Annotated in this window: 15 protein-coding genes; 10 read left to right on the top strand and 5 right to left on the bottom strand. The window is 44.5% G+C overall.

Features of this window, described 5'->3' with window-relative positions; all coding sequences use genetic code 11:
* The first annotated feature begins 7 nt into the window (after nt 1-7).
* The 5 genes from BLR42_RS03410 (at nt 8) to nagB (ending at nt 6,166) form a co-directional block, all read left to right on the top strand.
* Entirely contained in the window at nt 8-1,687 is a 1,680-nt protein-coding gene (locus tag BLR42_RS03410) for a M3 family metallopeptidase (protein ID WP_091866662.1), read from the top strand.
* 227 nt (nt 1,688-1,914) lie between these two features.
* Entirely contained in the window at nt 1,915-2,550 is a 636-nt protein-coding gene (locus BLR42_RS03405) for a DUF4867 family protein (protein WP_091866660.1), read from the top strand.
* Nucleotides 2,551-2,557: 7 nt separating this feature from the next.
* Entirely contained in the window at nt 2,558-3,586 is a 1,029-nt protein-coding gene (locus BLR42_RS03400) for a LacI family DNA-binding transcriptional regulator (RefSeq protein WP_022761148.1), read from the top strand.
* A gap of 193 nt (nt 3,587-3,779) precedes the next feature.
* Nucleotides 3,780-5,258: an L-fucose/L-arabinose isomerase family protein gene (locus BLR42_RS03395; RefSeq protein WP_022761149.1), complete on the top strand. Its 1,479-nt coding sequence runs from the start codon at nt 3,780-3,782 to the stop codon at nt 5,256-5,258.
* Nucleotides 5,259-5,401: 143 nt separating this feature from the next.
* Entirely contained in the window at nt 5,402-6,166 is a 765-nt protein-coding gene (gene nagB / locus BLR42_RS03390; RefSeq protein WP_091866657.1) for a glucosamine-6-phosphate deaminase, read from the top strand.
* 39 nt (nt 6,167-6,205) lie between these two features.
* On the opposite strand, the gene BLR42_RS03385 is transcribed toward nagB, so the two are convergent.
* Nucleotides 6,206-7,078, bottom strand: a complete 873-nt coding sequence (locus tag BLR42_RS03385) for an aldose 1-epimerase family protein (protein WP_091866655.1) — start codon at nt 7,076-7,078, stop codon at nt 6,206-6,208.
* A 46-nt stretch (nt 7,079-7,124) separates the two neighbouring features.
* Nucleotides 7,125-8,096: a D-2-hydroxyacid dehydrogenase gene (locus BLR42_RS03380; RefSeq protein WP_091866653.1), complete on the bottom strand. Its 972-nt coding sequence runs from the start codon at nt 8,094-8,096 to the stop codon at nt 7,125-7,127.
* Between the two features lie 169 nt (nt 8,097-8,265).
* Between BLR42_RS03380 and BLR42_RS03375 the strand changes: the two genes are divergently transcribed.
* From BLR42_RS03375 to clpX, 5 genes are all read left to right on the top strand, one after another.
* Entirely contained in the window at nt 8,266-9,492 is a 1,227-nt protein-coding gene (locus BLR42_RS03375) for a UTP--glucose-1-phosphate uridylyltransferase (protein WP_026498544.1), read from the top strand.
* A 57-nt stretch (nt 9,493-9,549) separates the two neighbouring features.
* Nucleotides 9,550-10,566, top strand: coding sequence for a UDP-glucose 4-epimerase GalE (gene galE / locus BLR42_RS03370; protein ID WP_022763363.1), 1,017 nt, complete (start codon nt 9,550-9,552; stop codon nt 10,564-10,566).
* 10 nt (nt 10,567-10,576) lie between these two features.
* Nucleotides 10,577-10,855, top strand: coding sequence for a hypothetical protein (locus tag BLR42_RS03365; protein ID WP_091820258.1), 279 nt, complete (start codon nt 10,577-10,579; stop codon nt 10,853-10,855).
* Nucleotides 10,856-11,028: 173 nt separating this feature from the next.
* Nucleotides 11,029-12,801, top strand: coding sequence for a S1C family serine protease (locus tag BLR42_RS03360; RefSeq protein WP_091866651.1), 1,773 nt, complete (start codon nt 11,029-11,031; stop codon nt 12,799-12,801).
* A 203-nt stretch (nt 12,802-13,004) separates the two neighbouring features.
* Nucleotides 13,005-14,555 carry an ATP-dependent Clp protease ATP-binding subunit ClpX gene (clpX, locus tag BLR42_RS03355; RefSeq protein ID WP_091866649.1) on the top strand — a complete coding sequence of 517 codons (1,551 nt, stop codon included), beginning with the start codon at nt 13,005-13,007 and terminating at the stop codon, nt 14,553-14,555.
* 106 nt (nt 14,556-14,661) lie between these two features.
* Here the strand turns inward: clpX and arcC are convergent, their stop codons facing one another.
* From arcC to BLR42_RS03340, 3 genes are all read right to left on the bottom strand, one after another.
* Nucleotides 14,662-15,597 (bottom strand): carbamate kinase, encoded by a 936-nt coding sequence (gene arcC / locus BLR42_RS03350; protein ID WP_022763367.1) that lies wholly within the window; start codon nt 15,595-15,597, stop codon nt 14,662-14,664.
* 91 nt (nt 15,598-15,688) lie between these two features.
* Complete coding sequence (locus tag BLR42_RS03345) at nt 15,689-17,611, bottom strand: glycoside hydrolase family 2 protein (protein WP_242879168.1); 1,923 nt, start codon at nt 17,609-17,611, stop codon at nt 15,689-15,691.
* Nucleotides 17,612-17,679: 68 nt separating this feature from the next.
* On the bottom strand, nt 17,680-18,429 hold the full coding sequence (locus tag BLR42_RS03340; protein ID WP_091866647.1) for a DUF975 family protein: 750 nt from the start codon (nt 18,427-18,429) through the stop codon (nt 17,680-17,682).
* Nucleotides 18,430-18,435: the final 6 nt, after the last annotated feature.

Genomic DNA, 18,435 nt, shown 5'->3' with positions numbered 1-18,435 from the left:
TTTGGGGATGAAAAGGTTTGATGAGATTCAGTATGAGAGACCGGATTTTGATTTGTTGGAGGCTAAAATCGGTCAGGCAGTCACAGCAGCAAAAAACGGGGAGAGCTTTGAAGAATTCGACGAGGTATACAAAGAATATCAGAAGGTAGTTGCTCATAGTGCCACCATGGCTCTGATTCTTAACATCAGAAGTTATCTTGACGGGACTGATGAGGAGAATAATGCAGAGAAGGCATATGTTTTCGGAAAAATGGCTGTAGCAGGTGAACAGAGAATTTACGAAGTTGTCGAAAACAGTGCATATCGCGAGGCCTTTGAAGAAAAATACGGAGCCTTTCTGATAAAGAAACAGTTAAATGAAAAAAAGTTGTATGAAGCGGGCGAGGAATTCCTGATCAGAGAAAACGAGCTTGTGACTGAGCTCCACAAATGTCTGTCTGAACTTAAGTATGAATATAACGGGGAGATGGTTTCCGCATCTCAAATAGGATACAAGAAAAAATCCCCCGACACAGAGGTTAGACATAATGCCCGCTATTCCGTGGAAAAAGCTTTTGCTGAGAATGGTGAGAGATTCGGTGAGCTCATAGGAGAGTTAGTTGAAGTAAGGGATAAGCTTGCAAAGGCTAATGGATTTAAGAATTATCTTGATTATGAGAATATTTCGCGAGGAAGATTTTCTTATGGAGAGGATGAGCTCCAAGAGTTTTGCGACAATGTAAAGAAATATATACTTCCTGTTTTGGAAAAGAGTAATAAGAAATTACAAAAAGAGCTGGGACTTTCAGAGTTTACGTCCTATGACAGTGACATATTCTTTGCTGACGGAAATGCAAAACCGCTTGGAGATGAGAAGTTCATAAGAGAAAAGGTACAGGAAATGTATGATGATATGGATTCTGTACTTGGCGATACTTTCAGAAAAATGAATGAGAACGGCTATGTTGATATTAAGTCGACGGATACCAGGATAACAGGGCTGGCGTTCACTGTAGGGATACCCGAAATGAGAGTTCCTTTTATTTACGGAAACTTTCTTGATGATGCCGAAAGTGTTAATGATCTGATACATGAAAGCGGTCATGCTATGCAGACCATGCTGTCAATGGATTCGCTGGAGCCCCAGGAGCTTCAGGATCCTGTGCAGGATTTGGTGGAGATACCATCCAAGTCCATGGAATTTATATCTCATTATTACGCAGAGAAGTTTTTCGGTGAGGATGCTGATAAGTACAGAAAAGGTCATCTGACGTCAGTTCTTGATGAAATTGCAGGGTATTGTTTATTTCATGAATTTGAAACATTTTTATATAGATGTCCGGAAGCAAGTGTGCAGGAGCGCATAGATAAATTCAATGAGCTCACAAGACTCTATAGACCCGGCGTAGTCCAAATGCATCCAAAGCTTCTTGATAAGGGAGCGGGACTCTATAGAAATGTAGAGGCTATAGGCCTTCCAAGATACCTGATCTCATATTCCATAAGCGATTTATCTGCGATCTATATTGCCAATGAGTTTGAGAAGGATAAGAGAAAAGGAACGGATATATTTATGAAGCTTGGCCGGATCGGAGGGAGCATGGATTACTTTGATGCTATATCCGCCCTTGATCTTAAACCTGCATTTTCAGAGGATGTTATAAAAGAAGCTGCAGAGTATCTGCAGAAAGAGTTGGGGCTTGAATAAAAATTTGCCGGCATAAGGATAAAGGTTATTAAGCAGGGTGCAAAAACGCATCCTGCTTTTTTTCTAGGGAAATAGCGAAAAAAGAGCAATGAATTTTTGTATAAATCTGATAATTGAACAACACCATCTTTTCACCTATAATGTGTGTACGTTAACGGAAAACGTAATTCGTTAGTTGGTTATGAGAAAAACAAAGCACAATAACAATAAAGAAAGGTAGGAGAAAAATGGTAATCAAAAACGTAACAGACAGAGAGTTCAAAGAGTACGGCAGAGTTGTTGAGGGATACAGCGTAGCTGAAATTCTTAAGACACTTGAGAATGACACACCTTGTCCGGAGGGTGTTGTTTATGTGGCTGAGGAGCCTAAGCTCATGGCTACAGCAGATACCAAGGATCTTGGCACAAGCCTTTTCGGCGGCATGCCCTTCCAGTTTGGTTACTGCAACGGACACAACACAAAGATGAACTGCATGGAGTACCACAGAGACAGCGAGTTCAACCTTGGAACAGAGGATTTCATCCTTCTTCTTGCTAAGCTCAGTGACATCGAGGACGGCATGCTTGATTCTTCAAAGGTTGTAGCATTCAAGTGCCCTAAGGGTGTGCTTGTTGAGGTTTATGCTTCAACTCTTCACTATGCACCCTGCCACGCAGATGCTTCCAAGGGCTTCAAGGTTCTCATCGCACTTCCAAAGGGAACAAACGTAGGAACTACCGAAACAGCAGGCAAGAACCTTGATGACAGAACACTTTTCGCTACAAATAAGTGGCTTCTTGCACACAAGGATGCTTCTGAGATCGCTGACGGTGCATACGAAGGCATAACAGGAGAGAACATCGATATCGCAGGACTCATCTGAGGGGAAAATGGCAACGATAACTGAAATAGCGAAGCAGGCCGGTGTCTCAATCGGTACTGTCGACCGCGTGCTTCACAACAGAGGCTACGTCAAGCAGGAGACCAGAGAACGCGTTGAGAAAGCGTGCGAGGAACTCCACTACGAACCCAACCGTGTGGCACAGGGACTTGCAGTCAGGAAAAAGAAGCTAAAGTTTCTTTTTATGATTCCCAAGACACAGTACAGCCCGTTTTTTATTCCGGTGAGGGAGAGTGCCGAGAAAAAGGCAAAATCCCTGGAAGCCTATGCTGCAACAACGGATATAGTCGAGTATCCTGACAGCGCGAAGGAAGAGGCGAGCCTGTTAAAATCGCTTAAGAAAACAATCGGAGAGTATGATGGTGTTTGCATAACAGGCACCACTTCTCCCGTAAATGATCTGATAATTGAAGAACAGAAAAAGCGTGACATACCACTGGTTTTCTACAACAGCAGACTTGACGGCGTAGAGCATCTGGCCTATGTGGGCTGTGACTATATCGCTTCCGGAAGGCTTGCGGCAGGACTTTCTGCAATGGCCGGAGGAGAGGATGCAAAGGTATGCTTCTTTACGGAGTACGACAGCATCAAGGAGAGTGCAACTGAGCGTATCAGAGGCTTCTCAAATGAGATGAACTCGCGCTATCCCGATATGGAGCTTCTCGGAAAGTGGAGCATATCCCTTGACCGAGAGGAGAACAAGCGGGCAGTCAGAGAGATGCTTATTAAGTATCCCGAGACCAACGTGGTTTATGTCATCAACCCGAGGGATTACGATATCTGCAGGCTTATCGCAGCAGAGGATCCGCAGAGAAAAATAAGGATTATCACGAATGACCTTGTAGCGGTGCAGTATGAGATGTTCCACAAGGGAATGATAACCGCGACGATCTGTCAGGAGCCCGAGAAGCAGGGTAAACTCTCGCTGGAGATTCTGTTTAATTATCTGGCGTATGGCACAGTGCCTAAGAAGGTGAATTATACGGAGCTGAGTATACATATTGAACAGAATTTGTAGACCCTCATCCGGCGCTACGCGCCACCTTCCCCCAGAGGGGGAAGGCAGGAGGAATAGTTAACAGATTTTTGTCTTTATTTCTGTGAAATATGCCCCGTTGACAAAAAAGGCACCAAAACTTATGATTTAGGAGTGTGTGAACGTACACACATTTTAACAAAAACAATTATTTTAAGGGTAGGAGGATTTAAGGATGAATAACATTCCCCAGGCTAAAATTGGTATAGTTGCAGTAAGCCGTGACTGTTTCCCGGCATCACTTGCAATCAATCGTAGAAAGGCTCTTGTAGAGAGCTACACAAAGCTTTACAACAAAGACGACATTTATGAGTGCCCTGTTTGCATCATCGAGAGCGAGACTCAGACACTTGAGGCTCTTGAGGATGTTAAGAAGGCAGGCTGTAACGCACTTTGCGTATATCTTGGTAATTTCGGTCCCGAGATTTCCGAGACACTTCTTGCTGAGAAGTTCGGTGGTCCTGTAATGTTCTGCGCAGCAGCAGAGGAGTCACAGAATGACCTTATCGACGGCAGAGGAGATGCTTACTGCGGAATGCTTAACGCAAGCTACAACCTTCACCTTCGCAATGTAAAGGCATATATTCCTGAATATCCTGTTGGAACAGCAGATGAGTGCGCTAAGATGATCAACGAGTTCGTTCCGATCGCAAGAGCACTTTACGGACTTTCAGAGCTCAAGGTTATCAGCTTTGGTCCTCGTCCGATGAACTTCCTTGCTTGTAACGCACCTATTCAGCAGATCTACAACATGGGTGCAGAGATCGAAGAGAACTCAGAGCTTGATCTTTTCGAGAGCTTCAACAAGCACGCTGATGACAAGAGAATTCCTGAAGTTGTTGCAGACATGGAGAAGGATCTTGGCGCAGGCAACAAGAAGCCTGAAATCCTTGCTAAGCTTGCTCAGTATGAGCTTACACTTCTTGACTGGATCGAGGAGCACAGAGGCGGCAAGAAGTTTGTATGTATCGCCGGTAAGTGCTGGCCTGCATTCCAGACTCAGTTCGGATTCGTTCCCTGCTATGTAAACTCAAGACTTACAGGCCGCGGAATTCCGGTATCCTGCGAAGTAGATATCTACGGTGCAATCTCAGAGTTCATCGGAACATGCATCTCTGATGACGCTGTAACACTTCTTGATATCAACAACTCTGTACCTGCTGATATGTACGAAGAGTCCATCAAGGGCAAGTTCGACTACAAGCACACAGATACATTCATGGGCTTCCACTGTGGAAATACTTGCACAAGCAAGCTTGCTAGCTGCGAGATGAAGTTCCAGAGAATCATGGCTAGAAACCTTCCTGAGGAAGTTACACAGGGAACACTTGAAGGTGATATCGCTCCCGGCAACATCACATTCTACAGACTTCAGAGCACATCTGATAACCACCTTAAGGCATACGTTGCACAGGGTGAGGTTCTCAATGTTCCTACAAGATCCTTCGGTGGTATCGGTGTATTCGCTATTCCGGAGATGGGAAGATTCTACAGACACATTCTTATCCAGCACAACTTCCCTCATCACGGTGCAGTAGCATTCGGTCACTTCGGAAAGGCACTCTTCGAGGTATTCAAGTATGTTGGAGCAGAAGTAATCGGCTACAACCAGCCTGCATCACTTCCTTATCCTACAGAGAACCCTTTCGCTTAATTACTAAGTGATTATTTAGGAAAAATAATAGGCCGCAGATGTTTACCATAAGGTACGCATCTGCGGCTTTTTTATGCGTGAAAACAGATTTATAATGGAAGCAGAAATGAAAATGCTAATGCCAAATAATGAGGGGGTTATGCATGAGAATCTACAGAGCAAAAGATTATAATGACCTGAGTAGAAAAGCTGCGAATATTATCTCTGCGCAGGTAATCATGAAGCCGGATGCGGTTCTTGGCCTTGCAACCGGTTCATCTCCCATCGGGACTTATAAACAACTCATCGATTGGTATAAAAAGGGTGACCTTGATTTTTCGGAGGTGAAGACGATAAACCTCGATGAATACAAGGGACTCAGCCCTGAGGATGAGCAGAGTTATTATCACTTTATGCACACCAATCTGTTTGATCATATTAATATCAAACAGGAAAACACCAATATTCCTAATGGCCGCGAAGAGGATTCCGAAAAAGAGTGCAATCGATATGACAACGTCATAAATGAATGCGGTGGAATTGATTTACAGCTACTTGGAATAGGAAGTAATGGCCATATTGGGTTTAACGAACCCGGAATCTCATTTGACAAAACTACTCACTGCGTGGCTCTTACCGAGAATACAATCAAGGCAAATGCCAGGTTTTTTATATCGGAGAGAGACGTCCCCAGATATGCATATTCCATGGGAATAAAGAATATAATGCAAGCAAAAAGCATCCTGCTCATCGCCTCAGGAGAGAGAAAAGCGGATGCCCTTTATGAGTCATTGTTTGGTCCGATAACACCGGCGGTTCCCGCATCCATCTTACAGCTTCACAATAATGTGAGTATAGTAGCGGATGAGGAAGCTTTGAGCCGCGTGCTCGCGGATCACGATATTATATCCGGAGGTCAGATATCGTAATCTGATATCACAATTATCTTCAAAACTCAGATACAACGATTATTTAAAAGAAACGCGGTACTCTGTGTCAAAAGCGTCGCCCGGATTAAGGAGCTGCTCAAAGTCGCGGTCTTTTAATTCACCTGAAAATCCCTCTGCGTCAGCTCTTCCATACCAGGGCTCGAGGCAGATGAACGGAGCATTTTTACCGACGGGAGACCAGATTCCAAGAAGCGGAGCATCGAAGGCCATCTCAACGAAAACATCGCCTTCTGCATTTTTGATGCTGGCACCGCTAACCTGGCTATTTTCCAGAATGATTGCGCCGCCGTCGAAGGTGTGCTCATCAACTTCGAAGGATTTGTCGCTCTTCAGAGTAAGTTCATAGGTCTCGTTTGCAGCGAGAGGATCATGGAACTTTCTCACAGTGAGGACATCCTTATCTGTTTTTAATACTACTGAATTTCCTTTCAATGTGCCTTCAGAGCTGAGCTCGCAGTTAAATGCCGGATGAGCTCCGATCGCAAAAGGCATATCGCCTTTTCCTGTGTTTTCTACCTTCCATCCCACAATAATACTGTCACCATCAAGCTTGTAGGAGATGGTCAGCTTAAAATCAAAGGGATATTTTGAAAGTGTTGTTTCATTTGAAGTAAGGGAGAAAACTGCACAGTCATCAGCTTTTTCCTCAAGCTCAAATTCCATATCTCTTGCAAAGCCGTGCTGGCCCATGGGATATTCGTGGCCGCCAACCCTGTATTTGCCGTCTGCAACAGCACCTACAAAAGGAAAGAGTACTGGTGAGGTGCGATTCCAAAATGCGGGATCTGCGCACCACATATATTCCTTACCACCTTTTTTGATACTTTTTAACTCAGCACCGGCTGTCTCAATCTCAGCGATAATCACATTATTGGTAAGACTAGTTCTCATAGTTCTGTCCCTTCCTGAAAATGGTATATGCCATTTTATTATCTAATCAGTTAACGATATTTCTTTTTTCGCCCTTTTCAAAAGCGGCTATGTTCTTAGCGACTTCATCGACGCAGCGGATTCTGGCTTCAACGCTGGCCCAGGCCATGTGAGGTGTAACAAAGAGCTTCTGGCTGTCCTTAATTCTAAGAAGCGGGCTGTCTTTTTTCATGGGCTCCACAGTAAGAACGTCGAGGCCGGCGCCTGCGATCTCACCCTGCTCAATTGCATTTGCAAGATCATCCTCGTTAACTACTGGACCTCTTGCGACATTGATGAGATATGCGGTTTTCTTCATCTTCTTAAATGCAGCTGCATCGATAAGATTTCTTGTGCTGTCTGTGAGAGGGCAGTGGAGAGAGAGAATGTCGCTTCGCTCTAATAGCTCGTCAAAACTTACCATCTCGTAAGCTTTGTCCTCATCCTTGTGCTCGGTTCTTCCTGATGCGGAGTAGAAGATAACCTTTGCTCCGAAGGCAGTTGCTATCTGGGCAACTTTTCTTCCGATATTACCCATTCCGATGATACCCCAGGTCATACTGTCGATTTCATGATACGGGATGTCAAGCTTGCAAAAGTATTCCTGAGCCGCATATTCGCCGCTTTTCACAAACTCATCGTAATCCTTGAGGCTCTCCATCAGATAAAAGAGAAGTGCGAAGGTGTGCTGAGCAACGGACATAGTAGAATATCCCGCAACGTTAGCGACCTTCACACCGCGCTCTGCGCAGGCTTTGATATCGACGTTGTCGAAGCCTGTTGCAAACTCGCAGATGAGCTTTAAATCCGGAGCTTTATCAAGAATTTCTGTGGTTATCTTTGACTTGTTGATGCAAAGGACCTCAACTCCAGCAAGGCGCTCTGCGGCATTGTCTGCTGTCACTTTGTTCTTATAATATGTAACGTCACCGATTTTTGAAAACTCGGTGTAATCAAGATCATTTCCCACGCTGTCAATTTCTGCTGCTACTATTTTCATGGTTTTTGTCCTTTCTATGTATATTTGACCTTAAGTGGCTATAAACCCTATATATTTTCGCATGTTATAGGGAAAAATGGAATAGTGAGAGCGTTTTTTGGATTGTTTTTATTCATGGTGTGAGATATTATTATAGAAGCGCTTATTTTGTAGTAAAGGAGAATGTATTATGACATTTGAAGAAGCTAAGAAAAAACTTGAAGCAAACGGACAGATGCATGTCCTCAAGTATTATGATGAGCTTTCAGATGCTGAGAAGGCAGCTCTTCTTCAGCAGATTGATGAGACTGATTTCGAAGTTCTGAAAAATGCAAAGAATTTAGGTCATGGTTCAGAGAGAGGAAAATTCGAGCCTCTTGCATGCATGCAGCTTTCAGAGATTGAGAAGAGAAAAGATGAGTTTAATAAGATCGGTACAGAGGCAATTCAGCAGGGTAAGGTTGCTGCATGTCTTCTTGCCGGCGGTATGGGTACAAGACTCGGCTCCGATGATCCTAAGGGAATGTACAACATCGGTCTTACAAAGGAAGTATTCATTTTCCAGAGAATTATAGAGAACCTTCTTGATGTTGTTAATGCAACAGGTTCATGGATCCATCTTTTCATTATGACAAGTGAGAAGAATCACGAGAAGACAGTTAACTTCCTTACAGAGAAGAATTTCTTCGGATATAAGGCTGACAAGGTTACCTTCTTCAAGCAGGACATGGCTCCCGCTTCAGATTACGAAGGTAAGGTTTATATGGAAGAAAAGGGACGTATCTCCACATCACCCAACGGTAATGCAGGATGGTTTTCTTCTATGATTAAAGCAGGTCTTGATAAGACACTTCACGCTGAAGGTATCGAGTGGGTTAACATCTTCGCAGTTGACAACGTACTTCAGAGAATCGCAGATCCCTGTTTCGTAGGTGCTACAATCGCACAGAAGGCAGAGGTTGGTGCTAAGGTTGTTAAGAAAAATGCTCCCGATGAGGGCGTTGGTGTTATGTGTCTTGAGGATGGCAAGCCTTCAATCGTTGAGTACTATGAGCTCACACAGGAGATGATGGATGCCAAGGATGAGGCAGGAGATCCCGCATACAACTACGGTGTTATCCTTAACTACCTCTTCAATGTACCTGCGCTTGAGAGAATCGCAAAGAATGAACTTCCTCTTCACGTTGTTGAGAAGAAGATTCCTTTCATAAATGATAACGGCGAGCTTGTTAAGCCCGAGACACCCAACGGATGCAAGTTCGAGCAGCTGGTTCTTGATATGATCCACGAGCTTGACAGCTGTGTACCTTACGAGGTTGTTCGTGAGAAAGAATTCGCACCTATCAAGAACAAGACAGGTAAGGATTCTGTTGAGTCAGCAAGAGAGTTGTGCAAGAAGAACAATATTGAATTATAATAAATACCCTCATCCGTCAGCGAGCTGACGGATGAGGGGAAATAGGGAGGATAGAGTATGGCAATATTAGTTACAGGTGGTGCCGGATATATCGGAAGCCACACAGTAGTAGAGCTTCAGAACGCAGGATATGACGTAGTTGTTATGGATAACCTTGCCAATGCAAGCGAGAAGGTTCTTGCGCGCGTTGAAGCCATCACAGGCAAAAAGGTTCCTTTTTATAAGGCAGACATCCGCGACAGAGAAGGCCTTGAGGAGATTTTCACTAAGGAAAAGATCGACAGCGTTATTCACTTCGCAGGACTTAAGGCAGTAGGTGAATCAGTTCAGAAGCCTTGGGAGTACTATGATAACAACATCACAGGAACACTTACTCTTGTTGATGTAATGAGAAAGCATGGCTGCAAGAACATCATCTTCTCATCTTCAGCAACTGTTTACGGCAATCCCGCATTTATTCCGATTACTGAAGAGTGTCCTAAGGGACAGTGCACCAATCCTTACGGATGGACAAAGTCAATGCTTGAGCAGGTTCTTTCAGACATTCAGTTTGCTGATAAGGAATGGAATGTGGTTCTTCTTAGATACTTCAATCCTATCGGTGCTCACAAGAGCGGTACTATGGGTGAGAACCCCAACGGTATACCGAACAACCTCATGCCTTACATTACACAGGTTGCTGTAGGAAGACTTCCTAAGCTCAATGTATTCGGTAACGACTATGATACACCCGACGGAACAGGTGTCCGCGATTACATCCATGTAGTTGATCTTGCAGTAGGACATGTTAAGGCTCTTAAGAAACTTGAGCCCGGCAGCGGACTTTCAATCTATAATCTCGGTACAGGCGTTGGTTACAGTGTTCTTGATATCGTAAAGAACTTCGAGGAAGCTAACGGAGTTAAGATCCCTTACGAGATTCAGCCCAGACGTGCAGGAGACATCGCTACATGCTACTCAAATGCTGACAAGGCTAAGAAGGAGCTTGGATGGGAGGCGCAGAACGGTATCCGCGAGATGTGCGAAGATTCCTGGAGATGGCAGAGTCAGAATCCTAACGGCTACGAGGATTAAATAAGGACACATGTTTAGGCTTTGGGTAAGACTTATAGAGGACAACCACCTTTTAAAAGATACCGTCATAGAAGACAATTCGATGGACACCAGAACTCACAAGGTTATGAATGCTCTCGAGAAAGCCTGTTATGACATGGATCTTAGTAAGCCGATATGGCTAAAGTCCACTGTTCACGATTTTCAATTACATAACAAATGCAGATTTACAAAGGATGCATTTATTGAAGAGATTCCGTTTGATTACATGGAGATTCAGGTGATCGAAGAGGACGACTTCTATTATTGATTATTATATTTCCCACACTTGAAACAAACATTTAGTTTGGATTTAGGTGTGGGAAATATTTTTTTGATACTTTTATCACAATTTCGTCACAAACTGAAACTATACTGAATCTTGTAAAAAACAAATGAGAGAACTTATTTATCAAATTTATCAAAGAAAAGAGGTAATGAACGATGTTTGATAATGAAAATAACGAGCAACAAAACAATCAGGAAGCGGGGTTTGGAAGGGAAGCTGAAACTAACAACGCACAGAGCGAAAACACCTATAGTCAGGGCAATAACTCTTACGGACAGAATCAGAACACCTATGGACAGGGTGGTAACAATACCTACGGTCAGGGGACATACAACCGAAACAATACGTACGGTAACTACACAGGCTCCGGAAACAACGGTTCAGGTTACGGCCAGAACAACAATACCTACGGTAACTACAATTACAACAACCAGGGAACCTATGGTAATTACCAGTATTCTTATCAGCCCGGTATGAATGGAGGAAACGGTCCTAAGAAATCAGGGACAGGAAAGAAAGTTGCAGCTGCGATAGCTATCGCACTTGTTCTTTGTCTGGGACTCGGTGCAGGCTACTATAGCATGACCAGAATTTCACAGATTCCTGCTGCCACAGAGAAAGACGATCAGGCTAAGGCAGAGGAAAAGAGTATAGAAAAGGACAACAGCGAGACTGTTGCCGAGCCGGATGTAGCAGCAGCTAAAGAAGAGACCGGCAGCACAGATTCTGTTCTGGGAAGTGGAGACAATGCAGGAATTGCACAGACAGAGACAGTAGAAAGTTCAAGAACAGTTGTTACAGATGTAACAGAGGTTGTTGCCAAGGCAATGCCTGCCATGGTTTCCATCAACAACAACTTCACACAGTCCTATAACTACTTCGGACAGAAGTACAGTCAGGAACAGACAGCTTCCGGTTCAGGATTCATAGTAGGAACAAATGATACAGAGCTTTTAATTGCGACCAACTACCATGTTATTGAGGGTGCTGACTCTCTTGAGGTTCAGTTTGCAGATGACAGTAAGTCAGCAGCTGAGGTTAAGGGAACAGATTCTGATATGGATCTTGCAGTAATCGCAGTACAGCTTTCAGACCTTGCAGCAGATACCAGAAACGCTATCGCTATAGCAGCCCTTGGTGATTCCGATTCACTTACACTTGGTGAGCCCGCAATAGCAATCGGCAATGCGCTCGGATATGGCCAGTCAGTTACTACAGGTGTAGTAAGCGCTATCAACCGTGTAATTGACCTTGATGATGAAAAGCAGGGTACATTTATACAGACCAATGCAGAGATCAACCCCGGTAACTCCGGCGGTGCACTTTTAAATATCAACGGTGAAGTTATCGGTATCAACTCCAACAAGATTGGCGGTTCAACCGTTGAAGGTATGGGATATGCTATTCCGATTTCCATTGCTAAGCCTATCATTGAGCAGCTTATGACAGAGAAGACACGCGCCAAGGTTGACGAGGAGAACAGAGGCTATCTTGGAATCTCAGGAGTCAGCGTTACTTCTGATGTATCAGAGATGTACGGACTTCCTCTCGGTGTTTATGTAGCAGCTGTTTCTGAGGATGGCGGCGCTAAGGCAGCAGGTGTTCAGGAAAAAGATATCATCACAAAGTTTGATGGAAAAGAGATTTCTTCTATGGATGATCTCCAGAACAGACTGGCATATTATGAGGCAGGAGAGGTAGTAACAATCACTGTTCAGAGACAGGCATCAGGTGGATATCAGGAACAGGAGCTTCAGGTTACTCTGGGATCCAAGCAGACTGTTCAGTCCGACAGTGATGATACACAAGGACAGAAGTATGATGGCGAGCAGCAGCCCGATGCGAAGCAGGAAGAAGGACAGGAAGGACAACAGGGAATCGATCCCTTCTCAAATCCTTTCGGATTCGGTTTTGACTTTGGTAACTAAGCTTATTCATATAAAATAAATAGTACTCGGCAAAGATAACAAAAAGGAAAAGGTTAGGAACAAACTGCCTTTGAGCGATGATGCTCAGGGGCAGTTTTTCTTAAATATATATTGAGCGGGGTTCTGTTTTTAATGACATAGATTTGCGGGGATATTATAATAGTTATAAATTTTCGTGAGGAATTTAGAGGAGACAAACTATAATGGCAGATAAATTTGATAATGATGATATGGACTTCAGGGAGGTTATGGATTCCTCTGTTGATGACACTCCGGTAGAGAGAAAAGATACGACAGTGGAAGAGACTCCTAAAGAAGGTAATACATCCTCGCAGTCAAAGGACAATGAGAGCGAATATGAGGATGTTTGCTTTGTGTGCAGAAGACCTGAGAGCAAGGCCGGAAAAATGTTCCATCTTCCCAACGGAATAAGTGTGTGCGATGACTGTATGCACAAGACGATGGATACGATCAGCCAGTTTGATTACCAGAATCTTTTAAACAACCCGGCACTTATGGATGAGCTCAACAAGCATAGCGGTATGCCCGGCTTGAACTTTATGGATTTATCCAATTTTACCGGAGGCGCCGGAATCCCCAATTCTCAGAAGATCAAAAAGAAAAAAGAGGAAGATACCAGGGTTAAGCCTGAGTTCAATATAGAAAATATTCCTGCACCTCACAAGATCAAGGCTAAGCTTGACGATTATGTTATAGGTCAGGAGCAGGCAAAGAAAATTATATCCGTTGCGGTTTACAACCACTATAAGAGAGTTAAGACCGGCACCATGGATGATATTGAGATTGAGAAGTCCAATATTCTTATGATCGGCCCTACCGGAAGCGGAAAAACTTATCTTGTTAAGACTCTTGCAAGACTTCTTGATGTGCCGTTGGCTATCACTGATGCTACCTCTCTCACTGAGGCGGGATATATCGGTGATGATATCGAAAGCGTTGTAAGTAAGCTTCTTGCGGCAGCAGGAAATGATATAGACAAAGCTCAGCAGGGTATCATTTTCATAGATGAGATTGATAAAATTGCAAAGAAAAAGAATACGACATCGAGAGATGTAAGCGGTGAATCGGTTCAGCAGGGAATGCTCAAGCTCCTTGAGGGTGCCGATGTTGAGGTACCTGTGGGTGCAAGCAGCAAAAATGCGATGGTTCCAATGGCGACCGTTAACACCAGAAACATTTTGTTTATATGCGGCGGAGCCTTCCCGGATATGGAGGATATAATAAAGCAGAGGCTGAATAAGCAGACCTCCATCGGTTTTGATGCCGACCTCAAGGACAAATGGGACAAGGATCCCGACCTTATCACTAAGGTAACCGTTGATGATCTAAAGAAATTCGGAATGATTCCCGAATTCCTCGGACGTCTCCCTATAGTATGCACACTTAAGGGCCTCTCCAAGGAGATGCTTGTTCAGATATTAAAAGAGCCCAAGAACGCTATCTTGAAACAGTATCAGAAGCTCCTTGCGCTTGATGAGGTTAATCTGGAATTTGACGATGAAGCTTTGGAAGCCATAGCCGAGAAGGCGATGGAAAAGGATACAGGTGCCAGAGCTCTTCGCGCCATTATTGAGGAATTCATGCTGGATATCATGTATGAGATTCCGAAGGATGATAATATCGGAAGCGTTACCATTACCGGCGATTACATCAAGGGTAAGGGCGGCCCGGTGATTGAACTCAGAACTACGGAAGTTCTTAAGGGGATTGGGATGAAGTCGGCAGAGAACTGATAAGGGAAAGATAAAAGCCCCAGTGTATGCTATGGTGGATTTCAATCGATTATGCGTATTTTGCAACGAGATTGAAAGACACCATAGCATACGCTGGGGCTCATCGTTAGGCTGTGATGAAGGTGCCGGCTTTACCCTTGAGGGCGTCGGAAACCTCTGCGAGAGAGGTGATAAGGACGCTGCCTGAAGGATTGTTTTTAAGGAATTCTATTGCTGCTTCAATCTTGGGAAGCATATCGGTAGCCCCGAACTGACCTTCTCTGATGTACTGTTCGGCTGCGGAGACATTCATGCGCTCGATGGGAGCCTGAGTGTCCTTACCGAAATCGGTGTATACATAGGGAACGGAGGTCAGGATGATAAGTCTGTCCGCATTAAGGTCTGAAGCCAGTTTTCCGGCGATGGCATCCTTCTCAATAACAGCTGAGGCACCCTTTAATACATGACCCTGTTCGATAACCGGGATTCCGCCGCCGCCGCAGGCGATAACGATCTGACCGGCATCAGAGAGTGTGCGGATGGCATCGATCTCAACAATATCTATCGGCTTGGGAGCAGCAACTATACGAAGATAACCTTTTCCCGGAACTTCCTGAACGAAGTTCCCTTTTTTAACTTCGTTATCGGCGTCCTCTTTTGACATATATCTTCCGATAACCTTGGTCGGAGAATAGAAGGCTTCATCGTAGGGATCAACCGTAACCTGTGTGAGGATTGTGCTTACAGGGGTTGAAACACCGCGGCTTGTGAGCTCACTCTTAAGCGAATTCTGAAGATCGTAGCCGACATAACCCTGGCTCATTGCGCTGCAGACGCTCATGGGAGCGGGAGTATAGTCGATATAGATTCGGCGCAGCTCGGTCATTGCTTTGTGAATCATGCTGACCTGAGGTCCGTTACTGTGTGTGATGGTTAACTGATATCCTGCACAGGCGAGATCTGCGAGTGCTTTCGCAGTAACCTGAACGGCTTCCTTCTGCTCCATGGTGGTATAGCCAAGAGCTTCGTGTCCCAGTGATACCACTGCCTTCTTGTTTTCCATAGCGTTGCTCCTCCGTAAAAATCTGTTTTATAGATTGTATCATAAAAATAGACTGCGAGATACTTGGTAATTATGCATTTTTCAAGTATTTTCACATCTTCAGTTTGTTGTGTCTTCTGTCGTAGGTCATGATGCCATTTACTTCTTCCTCAACGTCGGAGAGCTGCGTGTAAACCGCACCGGCAAGGCCTTTCTTCTTAAGATTCTCTATGGTTTCATTCATAAGAGTGTTAAAGGCAGCTTTGAAATCGGCCACGGTATCGAACCTTTTGTAGCCATAGATTCTGTCTACGCTGCTGTGTCCCTCTACATAGCAGGTGTAACCGCCGTATTCGGAGATGACAAAGGCGCGGTGTTTTTTGTCTGCTATGACATCAAGAGGTCTGAAGTAATTATGTACACTTCTGAAATCACCGCCGTTTTCATCGAACCAGCCGCTTGCCTGATCGATAAGTCTGTTGTCGGCAAACTGCCTTGCCTGGATAGTAGCGGCGGAAGCATTGAACTGTCCCCAGCCCTCGTTGAAGAGAACCCAGACTGAGATACTCGGAACGTTGATCAGATGCTGGATTGTTTCCTCCATCTCCTCAGTCCATTCCTTTCGGCCCTCTGCGGAGCCTCTTGAAAACATGTGATAGTTTGTGGGACCGTCAGGCATGTGTCCGAACACGCCGGGGAACAGAGTGGGAAGATAGCTCACTACGGGCTTTGCATAGGAAGAACCTCCGCTTACCATGTCCTGCCAGACGATCATTCCGAGCCTGTCGCAGTGATAGTACCACCTTGCTGCTTCAACTTTTATATGTTTCCTTAGCATGTTGAAGCCAAGGGATTTCATCTCTTCTATATCAAAAATGAGTGCTTCATCGCTCGGCGCAGTATATAATCCGTCGGGCCAGTAACCCTGATCGAGGACGCCGTTAAGGAAATAGGGCTCTCCATTCAGGAAAAAGAGGGGATGTCCTTCAGCATCAAGCTGCCTTGTAAAGGAGCGCATTCCGAAATAACTCCAGGCGGTATCGCTTCCTGCAGTTAACTGAATCTGATAGAGATAGGGATCCTCGGGACTCCAAAGGTGAGGCTTTGGCATCGCAATTTTACAGGAATAAACATAAGTCGAAGCGCCTTTTCCTTCGATGTCGGGTGAGTAGGTGCTGAGCTCGTCGGAGGAATGGGTAATTGAACCGTAAAAATCCTCGGGCTCAAAGCGGTCCCTAGTCTTATCACTTCTGTGAACAGTGTCGCCCTCATTTTCTGCGATAAGGATCTGCCCCTCTGAGTCATATATTTTTAAAGAGACAGGGCACTCGCCGTTTGTATGCATGGTTATGTAGATCATGTCGAGGTCTCTGTCGGGAACGATTCTGTAGGAGGTGATGTGAGTTTCCGGAACAATCTCCATCCAAACCGGTTGCCAGATTCCGCTCTGCGCAGTGTAATACATACCTCCGCGCTTTAAAGTCTGCTTACCTCTGCTGTGATAAGAGGTGTCGCTGTCATCCTGGACGCAGACAGTCAGTGTTCCTGCAAGTCCGGACTCCGATGAATTCAGAGCATCTGTGATATCAACGGTGAAAGGAAGATATCCTCCATTGTGGGCGCCGACGGGAGTTCCGTTTATAAATGCGATAGCTCTTTGGTCGATTGCACCAAAATGAAGAAGAACTCTGGATTTTTCTTCGGGAAGAGTAATTCCTGAAAGTTCCTTTTTATACCAAAGATATTCATCAGGCTGCAATTGTCTCTCTACTCCCGAAAGGATTGATTCGGGAGAAAAGGGAACGAGAATCTGTCCGTCCATCTCTTTTGGGTGTACATTACTCTTTGAGAAAGCATACTCCCAGAGTCCGTTAAGATTGATATAACTGTTTCTCTTGAACTGCGGACGGGGATATTCCGTGAGGACATGATCCTTGTCCAGATTGTCTCCCCAAACAGTGGTAAGCCTGTGGAGCACGTCATCCTCATGAGTTTTATCTATTGCCTTAATTGCATTGAGCAGATCCATTTTCATAACTTTTCCCCTAAAAAAATATTAAGGCCATCCGATTATTAAAAATGGATGGCGCATTAAGTTCGTGTTCAGACGTCGGTATTTTGGTTCTTGGAAGCTATCAGATCCTGATAGAAAGCGGCAATTGATGCCGAGTTGTAAACTCCGACCCATAGTAGCGGGATGAAACATGCAAGTACTCCGATGAGTGCGAGAGGGATGAAACTCAGATATAGTAAAAGGAGTCTGAATTTACTTCCTTTCATAAGCCTCATGCTGGCTTTTAAGATATCCGAGGTTCTCTTTTCCGGGAAATCCTGAAGGATATAATAAGACTGCGAAAACATGAGACGAATATAAATATTGGCGATTGTCATCACCACAGATATAAGCAGTGCAAACATTATGTATCTGGGATCGATAGAAACTGCGCTGTTATTGTTTTTAACCAGCATCGCCATCAGAACCTGCAGCGGAATGATGGTGAGTGTATTCGCTACAGCAATCGGAACATGAAGAAGAATCGCCTTGTCAGGATGATTTTTAAATCCGTGGAATAAATCCGACATGGAAACCGATTGCGCATAGACGACGTTCATAAAAAGATAAGCCAGTCCGGAGTCGAACACACCGAGAAAAAGGTTCACCAGTATGGTAGACCCGAAGTAGGCAAAGTATGTGATTAGATTAGTTGGAATAATTGCTGCGGTAATGATATTTATCATTAAGAAGGCTATGAACCTGTAGAGTACAACTGCAGCTATTGTCGTTCCGTATTTACCAAGAAGCCTTTCTCTTGCAATGGCTTTCAATGTTTTAGTGTTTTTTGTCTGTCTCATTTGTCA

The sequence above is a fragment of the Butyrivibrio sp. INlla16 genome (genome assembly GCF_900104155.1).
In the GTDB taxonomy this organism is placed as follows: Bacteria; Bacillota; Clostridia; order Lachnospirales; family Lachnospiraceae; genus Butyrivibrio.
This window is presented reverse-complemented; position numbering and strand designations above follow the sequence as displayed.

Coding starts and splice junctions, on each gene's coding strand:
- BLR42_RS03360 (WP_091866651.1), top strand. CDS start 11,029: ATGTTTGATAATGAAAATAACGAGCAACAAAACAATCAGGAAGCGGGG.
- nagB (WP_091866657.1), top strand. CDS start 5,402: ATGAGAATCTACAGAGCAAAAGATTATAATGACCTGAGTAGAAAAGCT.
- galE (WP_022763363.1), top strand. CDS start 9,550: ATGGCAATATTAGTTACAGGTGGTGCCGGATATATCGGAAGCCACACA.
- BLR42_RS03385 (WP_091866655.1), bottom strand. CDS start 7,078: ATGAGAACTAGTCTTACCAATAATGTGATTATCGCTGAGATTGAGACA.
- clpX (WP_091866649.1), top strand. CDS start 13,005: ATGGCAGATAAATTTGATAATGATGATATGGACTTCAGGGAGGTTATG.
- BLR42_RS03395 (WP_022761149.1), top strand. CDS start 3,780: ATGAATAACATTCCCCAGGCTAAAATTGGTATAGTTGCAGTAAGCCGT.
- BLR42_RS03340 (WP_091866647.1), bottom strand. CDS start 18,429: ATGAGACAGACAAAAAACACTAAAACATTGAAAGCCATTGCAAGAGAA.
- BLR42_RS03380 (WP_091866653.1), bottom strand. CDS start 8,096: ATGAAAATAGTAGCAGCAGAAATTGACAGCGTGGGAAATGATCTTGAT.
- BLR42_RS03410 (WP_091866662.1), top strand. CDS start 8: ATGAAAAGGTTTGATGAGATTCAGTATGAGAGACCGGATTTTGATTTG.
- BLR42_RS03345 (WP_242879168.1), bottom strand. CDS start 17,611: ATGAAAATGGATCTGCTCAATGCAATTAAGGCAATAGATAAAACTCAT.
- BLR42_RS03375 (WP_026498544.1), top strand. CDS start 8,266: ATGACATTTGAAGAAGCTAAGAAAAAACTTGAAGCAAACGGACAGATG.
- BLR42_RS03365 (WP_091820258.1), top strand. CDS start 10,577: ATGTTTAGGCTTTGGGTAAGACTTATAGAGGACAACCACCTTTTAAAA.
- BLR42_RS03405 (WP_091866660.1), top strand. CDS start 1,915: ATGGTAATCAAAAACGTAACAGACAGAGAGTTCAAAGAGTACGGCAGA.
- arcC (WP_022763367.1), bottom strand. CDS start 15,597: ATGGAAAACAAGAAGGCAGTGGTATCACTGGGACACGAAGCTCTTGGC.
- BLR42_RS03400 (WP_022761148.1), top strand. CDS start 2,558: ATGGCAACGATAACTGAAATAGCGAAGCAGGCCGGTGTCTCAATCGGT.